This window comes from Paenibacillus sp. XY044 (assembly GCF_002257645.1).
Classification (GTDB): Bacteria; Bacillota; Bacilli; order Paenibacillales; family Paenibacillaceae; genus Paenibacillus_AQ.
In genome coordinates, this window is sequence record NZ_NQMO01000007.1 from 35575 (window position 1) to 57778 (window position 22204).

Genomic DNA, 22204 nt, shown 5'->3' on the forward strand with positions numbered 1-22204 from the left:
TCTGCGTTCCGAGATCGAGCAGTCCAACGTCAACCAGTTGAACCAGGTGAGGCTATCCATCGACAATCAGATAACCAATCTGCTGGAGACCGCCAGCAACATCTCGTTCGACGAACATCTCACCAAGTTCATGGTCTCCCATCCGTACTACAGCCGTGACGCCATTGCCTCACTGGCACGTTACAAGACCAACAACACGATACTGGCGGAGCTGTTTCTCTACTATCACGGCGACGATCATATCTACTCCGATCTAGGGATGACCGACCTCGACCACGTCTTCGACCACATCTTCCACTTCGAGCACTGGCAGCCGGAGGAGATTAAGCAGGCGCTAAACGAAACGGCGTTCGGCACCGTTCGTCCGGCCGAAATTGTCACCGTGAACTCTCGCGGAGAATCCATGCTGGCGATGCTAGTGCCGATCAAGACCAACGATCCATACCCGTATGGCACCGTACTCTATCTCATCAAAGAAGCCCAGATGACCGGCGTCATGGATTCGATCCTAAACGACTTCTCCGGGAGCAGCTACATCTTCTCGAGTACTGGCAAAGTGTTGACGGCCAACTACCGAGGCGACGCCGTGCGCGGCCACGACTTGACGTCACTGGCCGCGCTCGATCCTGGTATCCACAGCATGAAGATGGGAGGAGAGTACTATTCAGTCGTCACGGTCAAGTCCCAAGTCAACGGCTGGACGTACGCCACGGCCATTTCCAGCTACCAGTTCTTCGAGCAGGTCGGCCAGATCCGAACGATCATCCTGCTCGTCTTCGTCTTCACTGCACTGACAGGCATTGTCGTGGCGATACTGCTCGCCACTCGGCAATACCACCCGATCCGCGACTTGCTGGAGTTCGCTTCGCTGCAAAACGGTGTTAAGGAAACACCGGAGAACCGGAACGAATGGGACTGGATCAAGCAAACCATTCATGATTACCACGCCCGTATCGACATGCAGGAGCCGTTCGTGCGCAACCAATGTCTCATGCTGCTGTTCAAGCATGGCAAACCGGACGATCCCGAGATCGAGCGGATGATAGTCCAGTCCGGACTGAAACTGCCTGAGCAAGCCCGCTGCTTCACGATCATCCTAAGCTTGGACGAACAGAGCCGCGACGAGCAGTCTTGGGAAGATCAGCAGGCGCTGCGTGCCTGGCTCCATCAGTTGGATCTGCCCGAACTTCAAGCTCGAATCAACAGCGTCGAGCTCTCCGTCACCCATCAAATGGCCCTTATGGTGACGCTGCTCCCGTCGGAGGAGGACGACGAGGCGAACCGCGTACGCTTGGTTGTCGACGAGCTCGATGAGCGGTTGGCGGAACGGCTGCCCAAGCGGCCCAATCTAGGCGTCGGCACCATTTACGAAGACTTGGCTGGGCTAAACCACTCCTTTCTCGAAGCTGCCTCGGCCCTCGAGCAGCGGATGCGGACGGTCAGCGGTCGAATCGCTTACTTCGAGGAGCTGACGGAGTTGTCGGCATCCGCCATCTCCGGCGAGAGCTACTGGATTCCCAAAAAGTGGCTGCTCAAGCTGGAACAGAGCCTCAAGCAAGGCAACGAAGCCACGGCACTCCAATTGATTGCAAACATGATGCAGAAGATCAAGCGAGAGACGTTGCCCTTCGGTTTGCTCCGCTGTCAGTGCTTCGACGTGCTCAACTCCCTGCTGCGGACCGCCGCCGAGCTAGGCTTGGACGAGTTGCGCGGCGATATCTCGTCGCTGCACGCCTTCGATACGCTTGAGGGACTGGAGAACAAGCTCAGCTCGCTTGCGATGCGAATATGCCATGCAGCCACGAACCAGATCGAGACGGTACAGCCTGCGCTCATGGACGAGATCGTCACCTACGTCGAACAGAACTATGCAGACTATACGCTCAGTCTGGAGCATATCGCCCTCAAGTACGATACCTCCACTTCATATCTGAGCCGCAGATTCAAAGAGAAGATCGGCTACAACTTTACCGAGTACATCTGGCAGCGCCGGCTCAAGGAAGTCGTACGCCAGCTTATCCACACCAGCGCTCTGCTCAAGGATATCATCGAGCGTGTCGGCTATCTGGATGCGCCGAACTTCATCCGCAAATTCAAGAAGGAAACCGGCTTCACCCCTGGCCAATACCGCAAGCTGCACAGCACGGGTGGCCCGTTCCTAGGGGAGGAGTAATTCTCCCGACATGAAAGAAGCTGTCCCCCGTTTATCGACGTTAAGGACAGCTCCTATTTTTTCTTCTAGCCTTGCGGTAAACTTACAATTTCGGCTCGTACAATATGTACGCCAGCAGCTCATTCAGCGGAACGGTCGCCACCGTAATAGATGTACAGCTGGCAATCCTTCACGACATACCGGTCGGGAAGTTGACGATCGGGATCTGGTAGCTGAACTTCTCGTAATACGTCTCCGTCTCTATGATGAAATAATGCGTCCGGGCTATGATTTTCTCCGGGTTGTCCAGAATCGAATAGCATTGCTCCGACCTCGGTGACGACTTACTTGGTCGTTGATGCCATGGTAGAGCGCGAGCCAGCCTTTATCGGTCTTGAGGTCTTGATGGGCGGTTTCGAGCCCGCCGAACTTGCGGGATTCCCAGGCAATGGGTTCTCAACTTCAGCCAAGAGCTTCTGCATGTCTTAGTAAGCAGCGCCGCTGACTCATGATCCAATCTCATTGTATTCAGCAAGCTATAGATCGGCCGGTTAATCAATGCCAGCGCAAACTCGATGTCCAACTGCAGCCTTTCCTCCCGTGCATCGAGCAGTGGGATGAACCAGTAGTTGCGGTCAAGTCCGTGGTATGGCGATACGTCGATATCAAAGGAGCATTTCTCCGGTGCCGTAGTATACAATTCCGTATCCTCGTGCGGCCAGTCCGCTGGAAGTGCTACCGACTAGCGGAGGAAGTTGGTGGTGCCTGCGCCTCCCGTAAGCCGTTCGATCGGGCGTTCCTTCTCCTACTGGTGTTTTACATAGACGCCTTAAGCGATGTAACGGATCTCCCGGACGGCTCATTCCTCGATCAATCAATTTCTTGTTCGTTCACTGTCCGTAGTCAAGAAATTGGATAAAGCGGGTAAAACGTTTCAATACGGTCCCTCCTGAACTTTCATCCCTCAGGGAAACTCATACGTATTTCTAGATTTGAAAGATAACTCTCCGACAGCGGGAACTCTCTGAAAGTTTTCGGGCGATGATAAGGTCTTTAGCTAGCCTTCCAGCGGTCGTAGGCAGCTTGGTAAATTTCAGCCATGCGTTCGCCGCCCATCTTTTTGATGGTATCGACATATTTGTCCCATCCCGAAAGCGGTTCGGCACCGGTGACGAACTTGGCTTCCATCTGACTCAAGTACGTGTTGAGGTCGGATGTCATGGTCGTTACCTCAGCTTGTTCTTCTGGCGTCAGGAACAGCACTGGGTACGGTATGCGGGCTCCGCGGTCGAGAAGTTTGGTCTTGGTCTCGTTGGCGACCCAGGCATCCACGGAACCCAGCAGGCCCTTATCGATTTCCGGCAGGTTGATCGTCGGGGCGGGTATGCCGTAGTTCGGCGTAATTTTGGAGCGGTATTCCTCGCGATCGCCGCCGTCCGGTACTGGCAGATATTCTTTCACATAGTTGGTCTTGTCCGTGTATTTCCACAGGACGCCTTCCGGTCCTTTGTTGAACAAGGTTGCGCCATCAATGGAGTAGGCATAGTCTACCCAGCGCATGGAAGCTTCAGGCGACGGATTCGTCTTGGAGATGGCGAATGCGCCGGGGTTGACACCCTTGTTTTTGGAGATGGCCGGTTTATCCACGAAGTCGCTTTTCACCGGGTTGAACATGGGGTCGTTGGTGTTAGGTTCTTCGCCCATCATTTGGAAAGCGGTCCAGGCCGAGAACAAGCCGAGCTGATTGTTCCGCGCTTTGGCCTCGCGCTGCTCTGCCGTTTGCGAGAAGCTCTCGTGATCCAGCAAATTTTCGTTCCACAGACGGTTCAGGTAAGTCAGGTATTCCTTATAGCCCGCTTCGATCGGGGTATAGTGAACCTTATCTTTGTCGTCTACATAAATCTCTTCATCATAGATGCCGAAGGCGCCGAGCAGCCAAGTGCGGATATCTCGCAGGCTATTGCCGGGAGAAGCGGAGGACAGCGGAATTTCGTCGGGCTTGCCATTCTTGTTCGGATCTTCATTCTTGACCCGCTTCAGGTACGTATACAGCTCCTCGGTCGTTTCCGGCAGCTTGGTGATCCCGAGCGCTTTCAGGTAATCGCCGTTGTACCACAGCGGGTTACGGTACCAAGGCTGGTTGAATTCTATGACCGGCAGCGCATAGATGTGGCCGTCCGGCGCGGTTATCGATTTACGGATATCAGGGTTCTGATTGAGAATCTTTTTGACGTTGGGCGCGTAGCCGCCATCGATCAGGTTCTCGAGCGGGAGGAGAATACCCTGTTCGCCGTAATTCATTTGCTCCGCAGGCGTCAAATTGGCCGCATAGAAAATATCCGGAAAAGTGCCGCTTGCGAATACGAGATTCTTCTTCGTTTCAAATGAGTTCTTTGGCGCATTTTGAAATTCCATGTGTATTCCCGTTAATTTCTCCATTTCCTGGAACACAAGCATTTTGTCCCATTGTTGTATACCGACATCGGGTCCCATCATCATGAGCGACAGTGGCTCTTTGACCACAGGGAATCCTTCCTTGCTCACGTTGTCCGCAGCGGCGCTCGGCTTGTTGCCTTCCGTCTCTTTCTCTGTCGAGCCGCAACCGGATAACACACTGGCCACCAAAGCGACCGCAAGTAGCAGATTCAACCCTCTTTTTCTTGTTTTCATACGAGCTCCTCCTTTTGATGCTGTTGATTTATTTTAAACGGAGATGGGGGGTTCCCCAAAAATCGAATGCCCGACCCAGTTGTAATAAATGTTCATCCGGTTTGAGAAAGAGCCCGATCTTCGGTTATTTGTGCACGGAATCGCTAGCCCTCCTCCGATCCGATCATCACCCCCTCCACGAAATATCGTTGCAGGAACGGATAAACGGAGATGATGGCAGCGTGGAGACAATGATGACAGCCTATTTCACTAACGAGGAATCTACGGATGAACAGCCGCATGTTGGTACAATCCCTCATGAAATTCGCTGGCTGCAGACCCGATCCACTTGATAATGTGAATCAGAATCCCCGAGGATGGGCTCGCCATAACAGCGAGGAAGATAAAATGCGGCCCATAAGTGTCCGTTGTGCAAGCGCATTCATTTCCTTCTTGCCCCGTTCATGCATCACATTCTAAGATATCCGGTGGAAAATAGTAAATATGTCGAATATGAATTGTCATGTCAATAAGCCCGTCATGCTAGGCATGACAAGGCTTTCAGCATTCGGTCTATGGTGCCCGAATTGTCGTTGCATAGGGCGAAATATGTTGTATATTACCGCCATTTCACACGCAAATCATACATATTTTGCTTTGATGCGGGATATAAAACAGACATTAATCTCTGACGTCCTTCCATTTGGTATTTCTGGATTGTCACATATTCGATAGTCATCGTCATATTGCTGCTCGATCCGACCGCGTCTCCCAACTAAAACATCACATGAGGTACCCAATCGCATAGCCGCTCGTCAGCACCCGGCCGACCAATTCAAAGCGCCGCCGCAATTACGTTCTAGGAGGCCCTCGGCTCTACCGGCGTTCAGTTCAATATTTGCTATATATAGAAGATTCGCCGCCTTATTGAGCTGTTTTAGGGATTTGCTGTTAGTTCGGCGTAGGACGCTGTAAAACCGAAAAAAAGTCTGCGTACAGATTGAGATGCTTCTCTAGCAAATGTTCTACATTGTCGGGCGAATTATAAGCGTTGATATGAGCGAATATGTAGGTCGTCTCAATATTCCCGAGCGCTTCCTCCAGTTTTTCCGAACGGCTCCCCGCTTCTAAAGTTGATAATCCTTATCAACCACGGTTTACCATATATGCTCTTGTCTTTTTCGGCAAACGATATATGTTCTTGTCGTCATACATATATATTTTCACTAACTTTGTTCATTTCTTGCCTAATCCTTATGAGATAGTTATGATAAGGTGATTGTATGACATGTACAATTCGCTTACTTTACCGGTTACTGCAACAAGATTCATGTGGGATGATACATAAACACTTTTTTCATAAATTCTCCATCTTGATCTAACTGAGTATAATAGGATAACGCTATTGAGACTTATCCCTATATTACAGATGTATCTGCCAGTCCCGACAATAGTGCTGGATTTTTTTAATATGTCAGGAGTTATTCCCTGAAAAGACCAAACCAATGGAGTGAATTCGATGATCCACATACTAGTTGTCGAAGATGACCGGCATGCCAGAAGGCTGCTTGAAACCGTACTGAAACGCGAAGGTTACCTGGTTGCTACTGCTGAAGACGGTGTTAAGGCCATGGGTATACTCGAACAGCAGCATATCGACCTCATCATCCTTGATATTATGATGCCAAACATGGACGGATACGAATTTGCCAAGGAACTCCGGGATGCCGGCAGCCTAATTCCGATTCTGATGGCTACAGCCAAGCATCTCCCGGAAGATAAGAAGAAGGGCTTCCGCCTCGGGACCGACGATTATATGACCAAGCCAATCGATACTGAAGAGATGCTGCTCCGGATTGGGGCACTGCTCCGCCGTTCCCAGATTGCAAGCGCCCGCAAGCTGGTTGTAGGCAAGGTGATACTGGATTACGATGCCTTGACAGTCACGCGTGGCGAAGAGAAGCAGACTCTTCCGCAAAAAGAATTTTACCTGCTGTACAAGCTACTGGCTTATCCGGACCGCATCTTCACTCGCATTCAGCTGATGGACGAAATTTGGGGGATGCAAAACGAAAGCACGGATACTACAGTCAACGTACATATCAACCGCCTGCGGAAACGGTTTGAAGGATATTCTGAGTTTGAACTGGTATCCGTTCGAGGCCTCGGATATAAGGCGGTACGGATTCAATGAGCAGATTGGGAATATGGATCAAAGAAAAAATCACTCTGTCGTTCTTATTCTCACTAATGGTTTTCATTATTTTCCTCATTACCGTTGTGATTACCGGCATACTGTTTGTTCTGGCGCATTTTTTGGGACTGTTAAATGATGAATTCACCCAGGGCGGAATTGTACTGCCCATCATTATTTTAATATCCTGTATTATTATTGGAACCACGATATCCAGTTTTGCCAGCCGCAGAATGGTCAAGTCCGTCCGCGAATTCATCGAAGCTATCCAGCGACTGGCTGCCGGCGACTTTTCCACGCGTCTGCATATGAAGAGTCCTCCAGAATACCGAATTCTGTCCGATAACTTTAACCGTATGGCTGAGGAGCTCGGCGGCATCGAGATTTTGCGCGCCGACTTCGTGAACAATTTCTCACATGAATTCAAGACCCCCATTGTCTCTATCAAAGGTTTTGCCGAAATCCTCAAGTACGATGATCTCACCAAAGAAGAACGTGACGAATACCTCGATATCGTCATCGAGGAATCCGCCAGACTCGCCGCACTGGCCTCCAATGTACTAGAGCTGTCGAAGATTGAGACACAGACCATTCTGACGGACAAACAAAAGGTTAACGTCGGAGAGCAAATCCGTCAGTGCGTATTGCTGCTAACCACCAAGATGGAGAAAAAACATCTATCCCTTGATCTTAACCTTCATGATTATGCCTTGTCCGGCAACAAGGAACTGCTCAATCAGATCTGGCTTAATCTGCTAGATAATGCGATCAAGTTCACACCTGAGCATGGAATGGTTACTATCGAGATGAAGCGTATCGCAGGATCACTGGAATTGGTATTCCGCAACACCGGAAGCGGGATCGATCCGGAGACCGTCCCCAGAATCTTCGATAAATTCTATCAAGCGGATAGGTCACACTCGACGGCGGGCAACGGTCTCGGCCTAACCATTGTGCAGCAAATCGTGAACCTTCATGGCGGGAGAATTGTCTGCGAGAGTGATCCTATCCAAGGAACTGAGTTTATCATCACATTGCCGTCCGAAGCATAAACAAAGCTTTGAAAGAACCGCGAGGTTTTTTTAAAAGCTTTTTCTTTTTTCAGAAAAGTTTATGTTCAGTTTATGTTCTTCCGTTACTATACAAACATCATCACATAAAGGAGTCAAACATATGGTCAAATTACTCAAATATTTGAATCCGAAGGAATGGGCTCTCTTCGGCACCAGCCTCTTCTTTATCATTGCCCAGGTGTGGCTGGATCTGGAATTACCTAATTACATGAGTGAGATTACTCGACTGGTACAGACACCAGGAAGTGAAATGAGCGAAACCATGGCCACTGGTGGCTGGATGCTGCTCTGTGCACTCGGTAGTGTGGCGACCTCGATCGTTGTAGCCGGTATCGCTGCCCGGATCGCTGCCAACTTCTCTTCCCGGTTACGCTCCAGGCTGTTTGATAAGGTGCAATCCTTTTCCATGGAGGAAATCAACAACTTTTCAACAGCCAGCCTGATTACCCGCTCAACCAATGACATTACCCAAGTGCAAATGCTGATTGTCATCGGATTGCAGCTGCTCGTGAAGGCTCCAATCCTTGCGGTATGGGCACTACTCAAGATTACCGGAAGGAGCTGGCAGTGGTCGTTGGCGACCGGTATTGCCGTTGGTGTGCTCATATTGATCGTAGGCATTTGTGTCGTGCTTGTGCTGCCGAAGTTTCAGAAGCTGCAGCAGCTGACGGATAACCTTAACCGGGTATCTAGGGAGAACCTGACTGGACTACGTGTCATCCGTGCATATAATGCGGAAGGTTATCAGGAAGACAAGTTCAGCGAAGCCAATGATACGCTTACCCGGACAAACCTGTTTGCGAACAACGTACTAGCCGTGCTTATGCCGAGCATCACCATGATTATGAGCGGTCTGAGTCTCGCCATTTATTGGGTAGGCGCGGTACTGATCCAATCTGCCGATGCTAGCGCCAAGATGGGGCTGTTCTCGGATATGATTGTCTTCTCCTCTTATGCCATTCAGGTGGTTATGGCTTTTATGATGCTGATTATGATCTTTATTCTGATGCCGCGCGCCCAAGTCTCAGCCAAACGGATCAATGAAGTACTGGATACTAAGCAAAGCCTGATAAACGGATCGCTGACCGCCTCCTCATCCAAACTAGTTGGCGAGGTTGAATTCAGAAATGTTAGCTTTAAATACCCCGATGCGGATGAATATGTCCTCAAAGACATTAGTTTTAAGGCCAAAAAAGGGGAAACAGTTGCCTTCATCGGATCGACTGGCTGCGGTAAGAGTACCGTTGTCAACCTCATTCCTCGCTTCTATGATGTTACCGAAGGCGAGGTGCTCGTAGACGGTATCAATGTCAATCAATACGAACATAGCTCGCTCCGCAACAAGATGGGTTATGTTTCCCAGAAGGCGGTACTGTTCGGCGGGACGGTGACTTCCAATATCGCCTTTGGTGATAACGGCACCGATGTTTCCACTGATGTGGTGGATGCGGTATATACCTCCCAGGCTTCAGATTTCGTTGAAAAAATGGAAGGCAACTATGATGCGCACATTGCCCAAGGCGGATCGAATCTCTCCGGTGGTCAGAAGCAGCGGCTATCCATTGCCCGGGCCATCGCCCGCCGTCCAGAAATTCTGATCTTTGACGATTCCTTCTCAGCGCTCGATTACAAGACAGACCGTAAACTGCGCAGCGAGCTGAAAAAGGATGCCGGTGGAACCACAATGCTGATTGTCGCCCAGAGGATCGGTACCATTAAGGAGGCAGACAAAATTATTGCGCTGGAAGACGGGCGTATCGCCGGCATAGGCACACATGAGGAATTGATGGATAGCTGCAGCGTTTATCAGGAAATTGCTTATTCACAGTTGTCCAAGGAGGAGTTGGCCTAATGACTGCAAACAACAAACAACCCGGTACCTGGAGCAAGCTTCTCCGCTATTGCCATAAATATATACCCGCTGTACTCATTGCCGTGCTCGGCGCCGCTATCGGGACCGTACTGACTTTACTCGGTCCGGATAAGCTATCGGAGATGACGGACTTAATTACCCAGGGCTTCGCTAGCAGTATCGATATGGATGCCGTGACATCAATCGGATTTTTTCTAATCATCATCTACGGCATCAGCGCAGTACTGTCTCTGCTACAAGGCCTCATCATGTCGTCAGTAACGCAAAAGGTCTCCAAACGTTTAAGAGGCGATCTATCCCACAAAATGAACAGACTGCCGCTCTCTTACTACAATAACTCGACGACCGGGGACATTCTCTCCCGGGTGACCAATGATGTGGATACAATCGGTCAAGCCCTGAACCAAAGCGTCGGCACGCTGGTAACTGCCCTCGCGATGTTCATCGGGTCCATTATCATGATGTTTAAAACGAATTGGATCATGACCGTTACTGCGATTGTCACTACGATCATCGGCTTTGGGCTGATGTCGATCATTATGAAGAAGTCCCAGAAGTATTTTCAGAGTCAACAAGAGTATTTGGGTAAAATCAACGGCCATGTAGAGGAAGTCTATACCGGACATACGGTTGTAAAAGCCTACAATGCCGAAGCGCAGATGCGCGGCGCATTTGAAGACTTGAATCGTAATCTGAAAAACAGTGTGTTCAAGGCCCAGTTCCTTTCCGGCCTGATGATGCCGATTATGATGTTTATCGGGAATTTGGGCTTCGTGGCCGTCTGTGTAGTAGGCGCAGTACTTGCAACAAATGGAGACATTTCCTTTGGCGTCATCGTGGCCTTTATGATGTACGTTCGTTTCTTTACCCAGCCTCTCTCACAAATTGCCCAAGCTGCGCAAAGCCTGCAATCGGCCTCGGCGGCCGGCAAGCGCGTCTTTGAATTTCTCGAAGCCGAGGAAATGGACGATGAGAGTGGAAAGACGGTACAGCTGAAAGCCGCAACAGGCAAAGTTAAGTTCGATCACGTGCAATTTGCTTATGAAGGTACGGACCGTCCGGTCATCAAGGACTTCTCCACCGAGGTTCAGCCCGGGAAAAAAATCGCCATCGTTGGTCCTACAGGTGCTGGCAAAACCACACTGGTCAATCTGCTCATCCGCTTCAATGAACTGACAGACGGAGAAATTTACATCGATGACATTCCGATCAGCGGTCTGACCCGGGAGAACATTCATGATCAGTTCTGTATGGTGCTGCAGGATACCTGGCTGTTTGAAGGAACGATCCGAGAGAACCTGGTGTATAACCAAACTGGCATCACTGATCAAGAGATTCAGGAGGCCTGCAAATCAGTGGGTCTGCACCACTTCATCCAGACTTTGAGCGCCGGCTACGATACTGTACTGAACGACAAGGTTAATCTGTCCGCCGGCCAAAAGCAGCAGTTGACCATTGCCCGCGCGATGCTCAAGAATGCGCCGATGCTCATTCTCGACGAAGCGACCAGCTCGGTTGATACCCGGACGGAACTGCTAATTCAGCAAGCGATGGACCGACTGATGGAGGGCCGAACCTCGTTCGTCATCGCCCATAGGCTCTCGACCATCAGGAATGCCGACATCATTCTTGTACTGAAAGATGGCGACATCCTTGAGAGCGGTAGCCACAGTGAACTACTGTCCAAGAACGGCTTTTATGCTGAGTTATATAACAGCCAATTCGAGCAGGTTTCATAATGCACTGGATGCAATTTCTGAATATCACAAAACAAGCGATATCTCATAAACAGCTATAAGAGTCCAAAGTTGTCGTTTCCACAAACTAAAAGCTTCCGCTACTAGGTAGCGCCATTGTAATATATCACCGTCTTAACTAACAGCTACGAAATAAAAGGAGCCAGTGTCACTTTATAAGCACTCTGGCTCCTTTTATACCTCTACATATAACTCATTAATTCAATCTAATTACCAGTCCATTTTAGTAAGCTTCAAATAGTGGAGATCATATTTTAACTGAAGAGGATATCCTTTCCGGCCGCCGGTTTCATGATGTCATTGCGCAGACCAACTATGAAATCGACATTCACAATCCGGATGGAAAAAGTGGTACCGATGAACGGAAAATCTCTGGTTACGATATCCCTTATCGGTATATGACGCCTAGAGGACTTGAAGGCCTGCTCGTTGCCGGTCGGGCCATTTCAGCAACTCATGTGGCGATGTTATCGATGAGAGTTCAGGCGACTTGTTACGCTTTGGGACAAGCAGCCGGCATTGCTGCCTCCCTCGCAGTGGAGCATGATTTGGGGATCAGACAGATAGACAAGGATGAACTGCATCATGAGTTGGAGTGTCAGGACGTGCGCTTCCACAAAGAAATTATATCCTGACTTGCAATTTACTTATCGCCAGATTTCAGACAATTTACCGGCTCCAACACCTGTTCCAATGAAAATAGGAAAATTCGCTTGGCGGACACGTCACCTTACTTTCAAGTGACGGTATATATATTCGAATCAGTCTGATCCCAGGCATTTCAAGCAAACCAACATTCTGTCATTGAACGCCTCTACACCAACCCCACTCAGCTTTCCACCACGTCAAATCGCTTACGGCTGATTGGGAGCCATCGGAAACAAATGCTTATTTTCTGTAGCTTCTGTAATATAAGTAACTATCATTTTCCATATAAAATTGGTTATCCCCTACAGGCGTTCGTCTTTCAAGCAATTTAAATCCACATTTTTCAGCCAATTTGTTCGAGGGAACATTGGCACAATTAATTGTCAGGATTAAATACTTAACATCAGATACCTCAAAGCACCATTCTGCCAAGGCACTTATCGCTTCTCTGGTATATCCGTTCCTTTGATGTTTTTCCGACATGAAATATCCCAGTTCGATTTCATTTAGCTTCTCTTTAAGCCCCACCCCTATGCTCCCAATCATCTCATCGGTGTTTGGCAAGGCAATCGCGTAGGAACGGCCAATGGAAATATCCGTATTATCCGATTGCCTTTGATACTGATCAATCAATCCATAATAATCCTTCGGATGTGTGCGTCCGTCAGCCCAATCTGGCATATAACGGTATACAGCCGATTCCCTGGCAATTGAATAAAATCTATTAGCATCTTTTTTTTCCAAGGTTCTTATAACAACATTTTGAGTTTCTATGCGCATGGCAGATACTCCTCCTAATACAAATTTTGTTCGCTGCTTTATAACATTCACACACTTGACAGGGGGGCACTTTACATTCACTAACGGCTCTCGGCTTCAATTCCCTTCGCCAATTCTTGTTTCAATTCTGCTGGACTCATGTGAAGTAAAGAAAAGAGCTTTTCATCGTTTAAAAAGTCATCCGCAGTATAGTTAGGCTTGTGCTTCAAACAGTTTATCACACACTTTTTTGGAAAGTACGTTTATAACTAAACTATACTACCCGTTAGTTTAACGCCTGCAGCCAAGATAGTTGTGTAACTTCGTCTACGTGGACATCAGCTTTGCTTAGAACTATCCTCCATTTCCTTCACGAAAAAACCCATTGCCTTATTTTTCTGGTAACCGAACAACGTTTCATTATCCAGGCAAGCATATCTGTGGTTGATAATCCTTATCAATCACGGTTAACCATATATGTTCATGTCTTTTTCGGCTAACGATATATGTTCTTGTCGTCTTACAACATGCCACATGCCGATCCGGCAGCTGAACGGAATCACCTGATCTCCGTGACGGAGAACCGGAGGATCCCCGTCACGCCCCTCTTCTTTACTTTCCAAATTTCCCTTCATCAAACTTGGCCGCTCCCAATCCCATTACATCGGAGCTGCACTTCAAAGGGGTTCACGCTTTCCATGGTCTTAGCACTCATGAACACAAGGCTCAACTCCCTCTTGCTGGTTACTAAACTGCCCGTTAACGTGAAGAAGCTGCCGATCAGCACCGGCAGCTTCTTTCTGGTCGTTTATTTATTGGAAAAGGGCCGCTGGCGAAGCTCGCCATCCGTTAGCTCTTTTTCTAACGGCCAAGGGATCCGAAGCTCACCTGCACGCTTAATGATTTTGGAGACGGTGTTGCGCGAGCAGGAGAAGCTGAGGGCAATGTTTCGTTGGCTAATTCCTTGGCTATGAAGCCGCAGAATTTCACGATAATTGGTCAAAGTGACCTCCTTAAGAATGATTTGCGCTATCTTTCAACAATGCATAAAGATCATTCTAACAGGAGGCTCCACCCTTCCGGAAGGGTGGCTCAAAAACGCCGGAGACACGGCTCTCACTCACCGGAACGATGGCTCAATTTACTCCGGAGTATTCACATTACTTGATTAAAACACAGAAGACCCACAAAAGGGTCACTTTTTTTCAAAGTGTCCTTCTTGTGGGTCACAATTCAAAACAACCATCTAGAGGCTTTCATCACACTATGTCCTATTTTTACAGTTATCCCGGAGGAACCCCTGGGTTACGGCTTATTTTGGCAACAGTGTAGGGCGGTGGCCTAGGTACCGAGATCGTCGGAGCGTCCGGCTGCCAGGCGGGACCACTGGGCGGTGGGCCGTCCGTCGGTGCGCCAGGCATGCTCGCTGGTGCGGTACCCGTCGCATTTCGGCCAGCCAATAGGCGAGTCCTCCCAGGTCTCCTGTCGGCCGTATACGGTCAAGTCCAGCAACCCGTGGCTGGGGGACATCACCTCGACGCCGCGGCCGGTGGTCCCGTAGGTCTCGAACACACGGTCACCGTGCCGTAGGTAGCACACCAGTAGGAAGGAGGACCCACCGCGCAGGGCGTCGAGAGAGTCTTGCGCTGAGTACCACGGGACGTCCCACCCCATGAAGTCACGGTAACGGACGCTCTTCTCATACGGGCCCTGACAGAATGTGGCGTACGTGACGTCACGAGCGTGCAGGTAGGCCAACTCGCGGACCTGGCTGTTGAATAACGTGCAGCCCTCGCACTGGGCCGCGGCGGGCTGGCCGGTGTGCCACATGTGAAAGTAAGCGACCAGCTGGTGGCGGCCTTCGAACGTCTCCAGCAGCGTGATCGGCCCGTCCGGGCCGATCAGCGGAATGGTGGCGTCCACCTCAACCATTGGCAGCCGCCGTCGCGCGGCCGCGATTGCGTCACCTTCGTGAGTGTGCGCCTTCTCCCGGACCCGCAACTCATCCAGTTCGGCCTGCCAGGTGGCCCGGTCGACCATAGTAGGCAGCGCAGAAGTGTTGTAATTTCGATTCACGTAATTATCTCCTCTCGCTATTGTTTACTTACACATCCATATTTTATCAAACATGAATACTAAGTGCTTCTTATCGATTGCTCAATTCTTTATTCATACAATTCCGAAAGGCTTCGACGTTATGGCATAAATGTCATAGATTATATGTTTGTTTTTCAGAAATCAAAATTATAAGTTCGCTCTTTCGTTCTCTCTTCGTCATAGAGAAAACGGAAACCGATCGCTGGGCCGGCTGCCGTTCGTATGAGCTTATTACATAGATTGTTCCACATTTGCATACTTGCCAAATTTACGAGATGCACACTTCACATTCTCCCTCTTTTTCTTCGTTAAAATAAAAAGCCTTCGTTATAAAAAACGAAGGCATCTCACTTGTAAAGATATTTTTGAACTCTATTTATCCTTTGCAGACACAAGATCAGAAAATAGAGCTCTTATCAAATCGATATGTGCTTTGTCTTAAGTAAGAATGCCAACTTCCTGCAGTAGATACAATGCCTTGAGTTCCATTCTTACAGAAAAGGTATACCCCATAGACTCTAACAACAACATAGCTTCCTTATCCTGTCCATTAACCATCGTATAAATTTCGTTTCGACCATTCTTAATATGATACTCAAAACCCTTTGTTATGAGAAACTTGCCCAGTCCTTTATTACGCCATCGAGGAATTACGAATAATCTTTCAAATGCGCCAGTTTGCCAACACATAACGCTGCCAACAAGTTCTTCACCACAAATGCAGAAATGGTATGTAACTCTGGACCACCCCTCATCCATTCCAACATATGTACACTTCTATATACAACACCTTGATAAAATTGATTTTCTAATTCGATATATATGATTCTTTTCTTTTTGGATTCCATAGGGTGAAATTTGACATTAACTCCAACTGGCGCTAGGACTTCAGGTATGGTTTTTTCTATTGAACGTTTTGCTATAACTTTGGCCAGCTGGCTTCTTGTCTTTATTGAGCTATCTTATCCCGTTAGAATTCTTGTAGAATGAATAATTTGGACTTTGTACAAAAAAAGAGCGCCTCGATACGATGGGGTTACGCAAGAGGTCATAGCCTCAAAAAGCCCATCTAAAAGGTCGCTCTACTATGAAGTTTAAGGCACAAAATATGCAAAATCAACTCATTGAAAACATTACCGCTAATCATCTTGTTAATTAATTTCTTTTCAAAAATAATAATCGTAGTCCTAACCCGATAAGAACGGCACCTGTTATTCGTTCTACCCAATGAGATATGGACATGAATGGTTTTCTAATAAAATCTTGGGATATGAGCAATGAAACTAAAGTAAACCATGTAAACTCTAAGCTCACCATTGTAAGTCCATATAAAGCTTGGATTAACTGAGGTGTATTAGGTTGAATAATTTGAGTGAACAAGGCTAAAAAAAATAAAGCCACCTTGGGATTCAATAAGTTGGTTAAAAAGCCATTGCGGAATGCTGTCAATGGAGTCATGACGTGTCTACTGTTTTCCAGAACCTGTTGCTCCGAATATGGTTTTGCCCTCAAAGATTTATACCCTATGTACAACAAAAAAATAGCTCCGAGCCATTTTAAGGTATTAAACAACAAAATAGATTGTGTAATAAGAACACCTATGCCGATTAAGCAATAAGTCGCATGAATTAAGTTACCTGTGGCCAACCCAACTGCTGTATAAATTCCCGCTTTTCTTGAAAAAAACAAACTATTGCGGATTGTAATAGCGAGATTGGGGCCTGGAGTCATAACCGCTAATAGACCTATTACAACGATTGTAAGCCAATCCATAAAGTAACCCACCATCCACCTCCAATATTAACTACAATAAGTCCTGATCCCCGAGACTTGTCTCGACGACATGGTCGTTGTTGACCGTCCAGATGAAAATGAGCCAATTAGCAGCGATCAGCTGTCCGCTATTCATAATCAATTTCCCTCTTCTCACTCCGATGTCTTATGGGATTATACGCCTCGATCATCGTTCAAGTAGTATGCCCATCTCATTCATCTCCTCACTTGCCATACTTTAATAATTTATAATAATACCAATTATTAATAATTTCTTCACCGAACAAAAATTGCAATAAGATTGGCTCTTGCGGATGTCTCCAACTTATCGATTAAATTGTTCGTTAAATTCCTCATCGCTTTTCGTTAAGTATAGAATACCTTCTATAATACCTATGATGCCTGGAATAGATGTCCAGCAGAACAACAGGTATAGAATGCCCCACCCTATTTGTCCTAAATAAAACTTGTGAACCCCAAAACTTCCAAGTACGATTCCAAATACACCAGCTGCTAACCTACTTTTCATCTCAGCATTTCTCCTTCGTTGAATTAAAGCGACATAAATCATGATTCGAAAATCATAACTCAGAACTAACAATAAAACCAAACCACAACAAGAATAAATCCAGTATATTCCAAAATTCCAATTGCAAGGGTTCAAATCCCCCATTTTAAGCTTGAATTAATCCATATGCCAAAATCATTGTAATAGTTCCAAGATAGTGATAGTTAGATACCCAATCTATCACTTGATTCCATGATTCAAGAAATAAATTGCACGTAAATAAATCGCTAACAAGAGTACAGACATGAGACTCGAGACTGCACGCATTTGATTCCAAAATATCCACCTTTCTAGAATATCTCCTGCGAGAAGATCATTTCTTGAAATCGTTAAATCCAATACAGCCATTTCTTTATTCAAAGGAACATTCAAACGCAGCGTTACGAACAATACCCCGCAAAGATAGATCCCAGCAGCGCAAATAACAAGCCACGCGAAAGGGATTTTGAGGTTTTTCAAAACTATCACCAGCCATACTATGTGCAGCAGCCCCGTGCCCCAAAAGAGAATAAAAAAAAGTGGACTACCGCCAATAGCGTGGTTGATCGCATTCATCGAGTGAACTGCTGACAATGAGCCCGTCTGGTTTAACCCTGGCATTATTGCGATGGCAAAGGCGACAATGAAGCCGCTCATAATCCCCGTACAAACCAAACTAGCATACAACAATGCCTGTGTAATTCTCAGTTATTACTCCCCCTTTATTAATTCATTTCTTTAGCTGTTAAAATGCATTGACTCGTCAATCTGGCTCATGTCATCTTTGAAACTCAACTTTGTTGATGAAACTAAAATCCCGTTTCCAAGTGGTGTAATGCCATATTAGAGTATGTTGATACTGATCGAAAATCATCATCATAATATCGACACATCATGTTAGATATTATGCGTGAATCTATATTGAGCTAATGTTTTAGAACCCCAAAGAAATGTAACGATTAAAACTACAAATGCTGTGATGATAAAGATAGAGAATGGGGCGATACTTGAATCGTAATTGGGAAGCAAAAACGAACAAACATTATTCATAGTATGGAATATGGCTGCTGCAAGTACATTATTTCCTGTGTTTTTGTAAACCCAAACGATCAGAACTCGCAGCAACACTGAACCCATACATTGCCACAATATCCATTCTGGTGGGTGGAGTTGAACATGGGGTATGATATGCCATATTTGCCACACAACCCCTAACATGATACTTGCCCCTAAAGCATTCCACCGATTCTCTAGCGTGTCATAGGCATATCCTTGCCAGCCTATCTCCTCACATATTCCTGCGATTAAAAACACTAGGAACAAGGATAGTATCTTCAATATGGTTAATTGCAAGACAGGGATAGATCCATCCAATAATTTCATTAATCCAAATCCCAAAAACATAATAATAGGCTCAATGAGAAAGATGGGTACATACCAGATCCTTCTCATGATCCTTCTATTAAAAGTTTTATTTAATAGTTGTTTTATGCCGTCTGGCCCATTATTCCTATAGACAAGAATCAAAGCCGCGATCATCGGACAAACAAACATGAGCGCACTTATGGGAATATTTATGGGGATTTCTTTCTGCAGAAATTGTTCAGCTACCATTCCAAACAACCAGAAAGGAATTGCGAGGATGAAAACCAGCAAGAAAAAGATCCAAGGATGATTTGAGGATTTATTATTTATGACCATAATTTCAATAACTCCTATTTGTGATAATGGTTGATTGTAGGAACGGTTCGTTTTTCATTGTCATTTTTTGAACTAATATACCTGTTTTATAAACCTAAAAAGAAAATTGTGCTATACGATCGAATTAAACAAGCTCATGGTAATCATCGTAGAGACTTGACGTTCCAAGTCATCGCGGGAATATTCATTCTGATGGCTAAGAAAGTACTTCGAGGTGCTCTCAAGTGTACCGATAATGCTGACCGCAGCTATATGCGAGTCTAGATCACGGAGATAATTTTCATCGCACTTTCCTTCTTCCAGAATATTTGCCAAGAAATTGAGATGCTCCTGTCTGAGCAGTTTTAATTCATCCAGGACGTCTTCCTCAAACCCATTGGAAATATCATTGAATACAATATGTGACAAATGGCGGGATTCCAGAAACAAATCAAGATGGTGACGAATCGTTTGCTGAATTTTATCCTTGAGCGGAATTGAAGATTGTAGGTCAGCCTCCATCCGCCGAATAAAGTCCTCAAATGTACTCTTGACAACCGTTTTAAACAACTGTGATTTTCCTGGGAAATTGTAATATAGAGTGCCTTTGGCTACCTGCGCACGTAGGGCAATTTCATCCATGCTTGCACGGTGATATTCATTCTCGGAAAACACCTCAATGGCAGCTTTAATAATTCTATCTTTACTCAAATTTGATCTACCTTTCACTGTAAATTTTGTGGATCACAAAAAAAACTGACTTGCAAGTCTAAAAAGAGGTTAGCATTCTGAAAGAAATTAGTCAAGCGATGTCGATGTTCTTCTATCTTGATATTGTGTTGTGATATTAATATCACCCTGTAACTGTTGCTTAAAAATGTCATTGTGGGATCAACAAAAGGTAAAAGTACCCGCAGTGGTTCTGTAATTGACTACTTGACAATGATATTAAACACCCTGAATACAGTCGTTCATACCCAGATTAATTCGAATAAACAAGTTTTTTATTATTTTCTTCTTACAGTTTTGTATCGCATTGTGCAGAAACCGAATAGCCGATCTCGATTCGCTTCCTCGCTATTCTGGTTACAATATCAAAACACAGTATCAGTACGGAAGTAACATCAGTTGACTATTTTTATTCTTAGTGATACGCTTTTTTAGACTTGCAAGTCAGTTTCAATCGTGATTCATAGGGATAATATAAACCAGCTGATAGCGCGACGTATACGTGACTTGGGTGTATATCGTGTGTTATTACCCTATATACGTCTTTGAACAGAACATCGAATTGCTGCTGAAGGGCATTGTGTTCTAAGGAGGACCGGGCTAGCGTTTGCGAAGAATATTCCCCGCTCGTGGATCCTGCGATCTACGATCTTGGATAGCCTATTTGGGCATTTGTAAAGGAATGTATATGATGTCGCATCAACTCAGGGGTAAGGACTAGTGGGAGCAAAAACGCGAATTAATAAGGCTGGAGTAGATTTCGTGGCAGTACCGTCATGACGCGATATCGGCTACGACGATTTGCTAATAATCGTTTGATTCTTCAGTCTTATAAGATTTACTTGATTTTACCATATGAATAATTAATTGATAATCCTTATCAACCACGGTTAACCATATATGTTCTTGTCTTTTTCGGCAAACGATATATGTTCTTGTCGTCGGGTTTTGACAAGAATATATATCGATAAAAGCACAAATAGCCGCAGCTACGCGGCTATTAAACGAGTATGTTTTTGTCGTCTTACATCTGCTGCCGATCCTAAATCACTGAAATTTTACCAGTTATCTAATCTGGCAACTTACCCATCATCATTTCCATAAGCATTTTATTTTCAGTACTTGGATTATCCATCACTTTCATTGCAATAAGTGGTAGAAAGCTCTTCATACTTTAAGCGAATGATCATCAGATGTTTTTTTTATTTTAAATGCGCATTATGGAAAACAGGATTCCTTTATCTCACAGAAATATTCCCAGCTAGGATCTTCATTGTTCTAATATTTATAATCTAACTCCAAGTTCTCTCCCCGCTTTATTCCATAGTGTTCGAGGGCTCGGATGCCACAGCTGCCGAGGACGTAAAATAGGCCTGCAGCCTACGGTTCAACCATATGGAAGCCGCAATAAATAACGCCACTCCGATTAACTTGACGGGCTGGGCAATAAAATCGGACAGATGCATTCCGATATAGGAAACGCAGAATACCATGACACCTTTGCCTAGAGTTACGGCTGCCGCAAAGGAAACCGTCGGCATTCGCGTTAATCCCGCGGCCATGTTAATGACTACGAACGGTCCTATCGGAAGCATGCTTAAGAGAAAAACGAAGCTAAACCCGTTCCTCTGCGCCCATACCATGGCCATCCGTACTTTGGGCCTGACCGCCCAGCGTTGAATAAATGGTGTATCCGACGCTTTGCGAAAAAGCCAAAACGTAAGAATACTGCCCGTTACAAGGCCGATCCACGAATATAAAAAACCCAGCCACAATCCATAGATGGCGGCATTGGCGCCGACGATCACGATAGTAGGCAGTGGCGGAACGAAGGATTTTAGAAAAGTTAGCAGCATGCCGGGCAGTGGCCCCAGCGAGCGGAAACGCTCCAAAAAGAGTTCGATGTTTTGCTCCGTAAAATACTCTATTATACTGATCTCAGCGCCAAACATAGAATGTGTTTCCCCCTATAACTACAAGTGATTTCATTATACTACAGGATCGCTTGTTTTCCGGGCGTATATTCGACAAATTCAAAAAAGGTATGTTTGAAATTGGGATTCCCCTCCATAACTCACTCAAATTCAATAACTAAGCCTTCCTTTAGAAGCTATAAGTCTAGTTTGCTTCTAGGGAGAGGATTTAATCTCCATGATGTATTGAACTAGTGTACCCGATAGCTTAAGTACATTTCGTCAAAATCCAGGTAATTACCTAACCCCTTAGCCAAAAAAAGTGGTGCAGTTGCCGCGGCATACTGCTCCACTTTCGTA

Annotated in this window: 17 protein-coding genes and 2 pseudogenes; 7 read left to right on the forward strand and 12 right to left on the reverse strand. The window is 46.3% G+C overall.

Annotated elements, in window-relative coordinates:
- Positions 1-403: 403 nt before the first annotated feature.
- A complete protein-coding gene (locus tag CJP46_RS24640; protein WP_256992508.1) occupies positions 404-2173 on the forward strand; it encodes a helix-turn-helix domain-containing protein in 1770 nt (589 codons plus the stop codon).
- Between the two features lie 1032 nt (positions 2174-3205).
- Here the strand turns inward: CJP46_RS24640 and CJP46_RS24650 are convergent.
- Positions 3206-4822: a type 2 periplasmic-binding domain-containing protein gene (locus CJP46_RS24650; RefSeq protein ID WP_094598299.1), complete on the reverse strand. Its 1617-nt coding sequence runs from the start codon at positions 4820-4822 to the stop codon at positions 3206-3208.
- Positions 4823-4965: 143 nt separating this feature from the next.
- A pseudogene (locus CJP46_RS37190) lies at positions 4966-5063 on the reverse strand (carbohydrate ABC transporter permease); the annotation flags it as partial.
- Positions 5064-6320: 1257 nt separating this feature from the next.
- Between CJP46_RS37190 and CJP46_RS24655 the strand changes: the two are divergent.
- From CJP46_RS24655 to CJP46_RS24675, 5 genes are all read left to right on the forward strand, one after another.
- Positions 6321-6995 carry a response regulator transcription factor gene (locus tag CJP46_RS24655; RefSeq protein ID WP_094598300.1) on the forward strand — a complete coding sequence of 225 codons (675 nt, stop codon included), beginning with the start codon at positions 6321-6323 and terminating at the stop codon, positions 6993-6995.
- The gene (locus CJP46_RS24660; RefSeq protein ID WP_094598301.1) at positions 6992-8047 is read left to right on the forward strand and encodes a HAMP domain-containing sensor histidine kinase; all 1056 of its coding nucleotides are present in this window, start codon (positions 6992-6994) and stop codon (positions 8045-8047) included. The genes CJP46_RS24655 and CJP46_RS24660 overlap by 4 nt, the downstream gene beginning before the upstream one ends.
- 121 nt (positions 8048-8168) lie before the next feature.
- Positions 8169-9920, forward strand: coding sequence for an ABC transporter ATP-binding protein (locus CJP46_RS24665; protein ID WP_094598302.1), 1752 nt, complete (start codon positions 8169-8171; stop codon positions 9918-9920).
- The gene (locus tag CJP46_RS24670) at positions 9920-11680 is read left to right on the forward strand and encodes an ABC transporter ATP-binding protein (protein WP_094598303.1); all 1761 of its coding nucleotides are present in this window, start codon (positions 9920-9922) and stop codon (positions 11678-11680) included. Before CJP46_RS24665 ends, CJP46_RS24670 begins: the two co-directional genes overlap by 1 nt.
- Positions 11681-11949: 269 nt before the next feature.
- Positions 11950-12333: an FAD-dependent oxidoreductase gene (locus CJP46_RS24675; protein WP_094598304.1), complete on the forward strand. Its 384-nt coding sequence runs from the start codon at positions 11950-11952 to the stop codon at positions 12331-12333.
- A 253-nt stretch (positions 12334-12586) separates the two neighbouring features.
- Here the strand turns inward: CJP46_RS24675 and CJP46_RS24680 are convergent, their stop codons facing one another.
- The 9 genes from CJP46_RS24680 to CJP46_RS24720 form a co-directional block, all read right to left on the reverse strand.
- The gene (locus CJP46_RS24680) at positions 12587-13126 is read right to left on the reverse strand and encodes a GNAT family N-acetyltransferase (RefSeq protein WP_094598305.1); all 540 of its coding nucleotides are present in this window, start codon (positions 13124-13126) and stop codon (positions 12587-12589) included.
- Positions 13127-13913: 787 nt separating this feature from the next.
- Positions 13914-14108, reverse strand: coding sequence for a helix-turn-helix domain-containing protein (locus tag CJP46_RS24685; RefSeq protein ID WP_256992509.1), 195 nt, complete (start codon positions 14106-14108; stop codon positions 13914-13916).
- A 338-nt stretch (positions 14109-14446) separates the two neighbouring features.
- Positions 14447-15181 (reverse strand): DUF899 family protein, encoded by a 735-nt coding sequence (locus tag CJP46_RS24690; protein WP_094598306.1) that lies wholly within the window; start codon positions 15179-15181, stop codon positions 14447-14449.
- 459 nt (positions 15182-15640) lie between these two features.
- Positions 15641-15961, reverse strand: a complete 321-nt coding sequence (locus CJP46_RS37635) for a GNAT family N-acetyltransferase (protein WP_094598307.1) — start codon at positions 15959-15961, stop codon at positions 15641-15643.
- Between the two features lie 396 nt (positions 15962-16357).
- Positions 16358-16975, reverse strand: a complete 618-nt coding sequence (locus CJP46_RS24700) for a LysE family transporter (RefSeq protein ID WP_179281321.1) — start codon at positions 16973-16975, stop codon at positions 16358-16360.
- Between the two features lie 325 nt (positions 16976-17300).
- The gene (locus CJP46_RS24705) at positions 17301-17504 is read right to left on the reverse strand and encodes a TM2 domain-containing protein (RefSeq protein WP_094598308.1); all 204 of its coding nucleotides are present in this window, start codon (positions 17502-17504) and stop codon (positions 17301-17303) included.
- Between the two features lie 219 nt (positions 17505-17723).
- Positions 17724-18179 carry an anthrone oxygenase family protein gene (locus tag CJP46_RS24710; RefSeq protein ID WP_143813024.1) on the reverse strand — a complete coding sequence of 152 codons (456 nt, stop codon included), beginning with the start codon at positions 18177-18179 and terminating at the stop codon, positions 17724-17726.
- Positions 18180-18419: 240 nt separating this feature from the next.
- Positions 18420-19223, reverse strand: coding sequence for a CPBP family intramembrane glutamic endopeptidase (locus CJP46_RS24715; RefSeq protein WP_094598310.1), 804 nt, complete (start codon positions 19221-19223; stop codon positions 18420-18422).
- A 111-nt stretch (positions 19224-19334) separates the two neighbouring features.
- Entirely contained in the window at positions 19335-19913 is a 579-nt protein-coding gene (locus CJP46_RS24720) for a TetR/AcrR family transcriptional regulator (protein ID WP_094598311.1), read from the reverse strand.
- 474 nt (positions 19914-20387) lie between these two features.
- On the opposite strand from CJP46_RS24720, the pseudogene CJP46_RS37195 reads away from it, so the two are divergent.
- Positions 20388-20646, forward strand: a pseudogene (locus CJP46_RS37195) (glutamine amidotransferase-related protein); the annotation flags it as partial.
- 601 nt (positions 20647-21247) lie between these two features.
- Here the strand turns inward: CJP46_RS37195 and CJP46_RS24725 are convergent.
- On the reverse strand, positions 21248-21883 hold the full coding sequence (locus tag CJP46_RS24725) for a TVP38/TMEM64 family protein (RefSeq protein ID WP_094598312.1): 636 nt from the start codon (positions 21881-21883) through the stop codon (positions 21248-21250).
- Positions 21884-22204 lie beyond the last annotated feature (321 nt).

What these genes read in the sequence shown, in the direction of transcription:
- CJP46_RS24650 (WP_094598299.1), bottom strand. Translation starts at nt 4,822, where the DNA reads ATGAAAACAAGAAAAAGAGGGTTGAATCTGCTACTTGCGGTCGCTTTG.
- CJP46_RS37635 (WP_094598307.1), bottom strand. Translation starts at nt 15,961, where the DNA reads ATGGATGAGGGGTGGTCCAGAGTTACATACCATTTCTGCATTTGTGGT.
- CJP46_RS24715 (WP_094598310.1), bottom strand. Translation starts at nt 19,223, where the DNA reads ATGGTCATAAATAATAAATCCTCAAATCATCCTTGGATCTTTTTCTTG.
- CJP46_RS24665 (WP_094598302.1), top strand. Translation starts at nt 8,169, where the DNA reads ATGGTCAAATTACTCAAATATTTGAATCCGAAGGAATGGGCTCTCTTC.
- CJP46_RS24655 (WP_094598300.1), top strand. Translation starts at nt 6,321, where the DNA reads ATGATCCACATACTAGTTGTCGAAGATGACCGGCATGCCAGAAGGCTG.
- CJP46_RS24660 (WP_094598301.1), top strand. Translation starts at nt 6,992, where the DNA reads ATGAGCAGATTGGGAATATGGATCAAAGAAAAAATCACTCTGTCGTTC.
- CJP46_RS24640 (WP_256992508.1), top strand. Translation starts at nt 404, where the DNA reads ATGCTGGCGATGCTAGTGCCGATCAAGACCAACGATCCATACCCGTAT.
- CJP46_RS24710 (WP_143813024.1), bottom strand. Translation starts at nt 18,179, where the DNA reads ATGAGCGGCTTCATTGTCGCCTTTGCCATCGCAATAATGCCAGGGTTA.
- CJP46_RS24705 (WP_094598308.1), bottom strand. Translation starts at nt 17,504, where the DNA reads ATGAAAAGTAGGTTAGCAGCTGGTGTATTTGGAATCGTACTTGGAAGT.
- CJP46_RS24670 (WP_094598303.1), top strand. Translation starts at nt 9,920, where the DNA reads ATGACTGCAAACAACAAACAACCCGGTACCTGGAGCAAGCTTCTCCGC.
- CJP46_RS24725 (WP_094598312.1), bottom strand. Translation starts at nt 21,883, where the DNA reads ATGTTTGGCGCTGAGATCAGTATAATAGAGTATTTTACGGAGCAAAAC.
- CJP46_RS24700 (WP_179281321.1), bottom strand. Translation starts at nt 16,975, where the DNA reads ATGGATTGGCTTACAATCGTTGTAATAGGTCTATTAGCGGTTATGACT.
- CJP46_RS24680 (WP_094598305.1), bottom strand. Translation starts at nt 13,126, where the DNA reads ATGCGCATAGAAACTCAAAATGTTGTTATAAGAACCTTGGAAAAAAAA.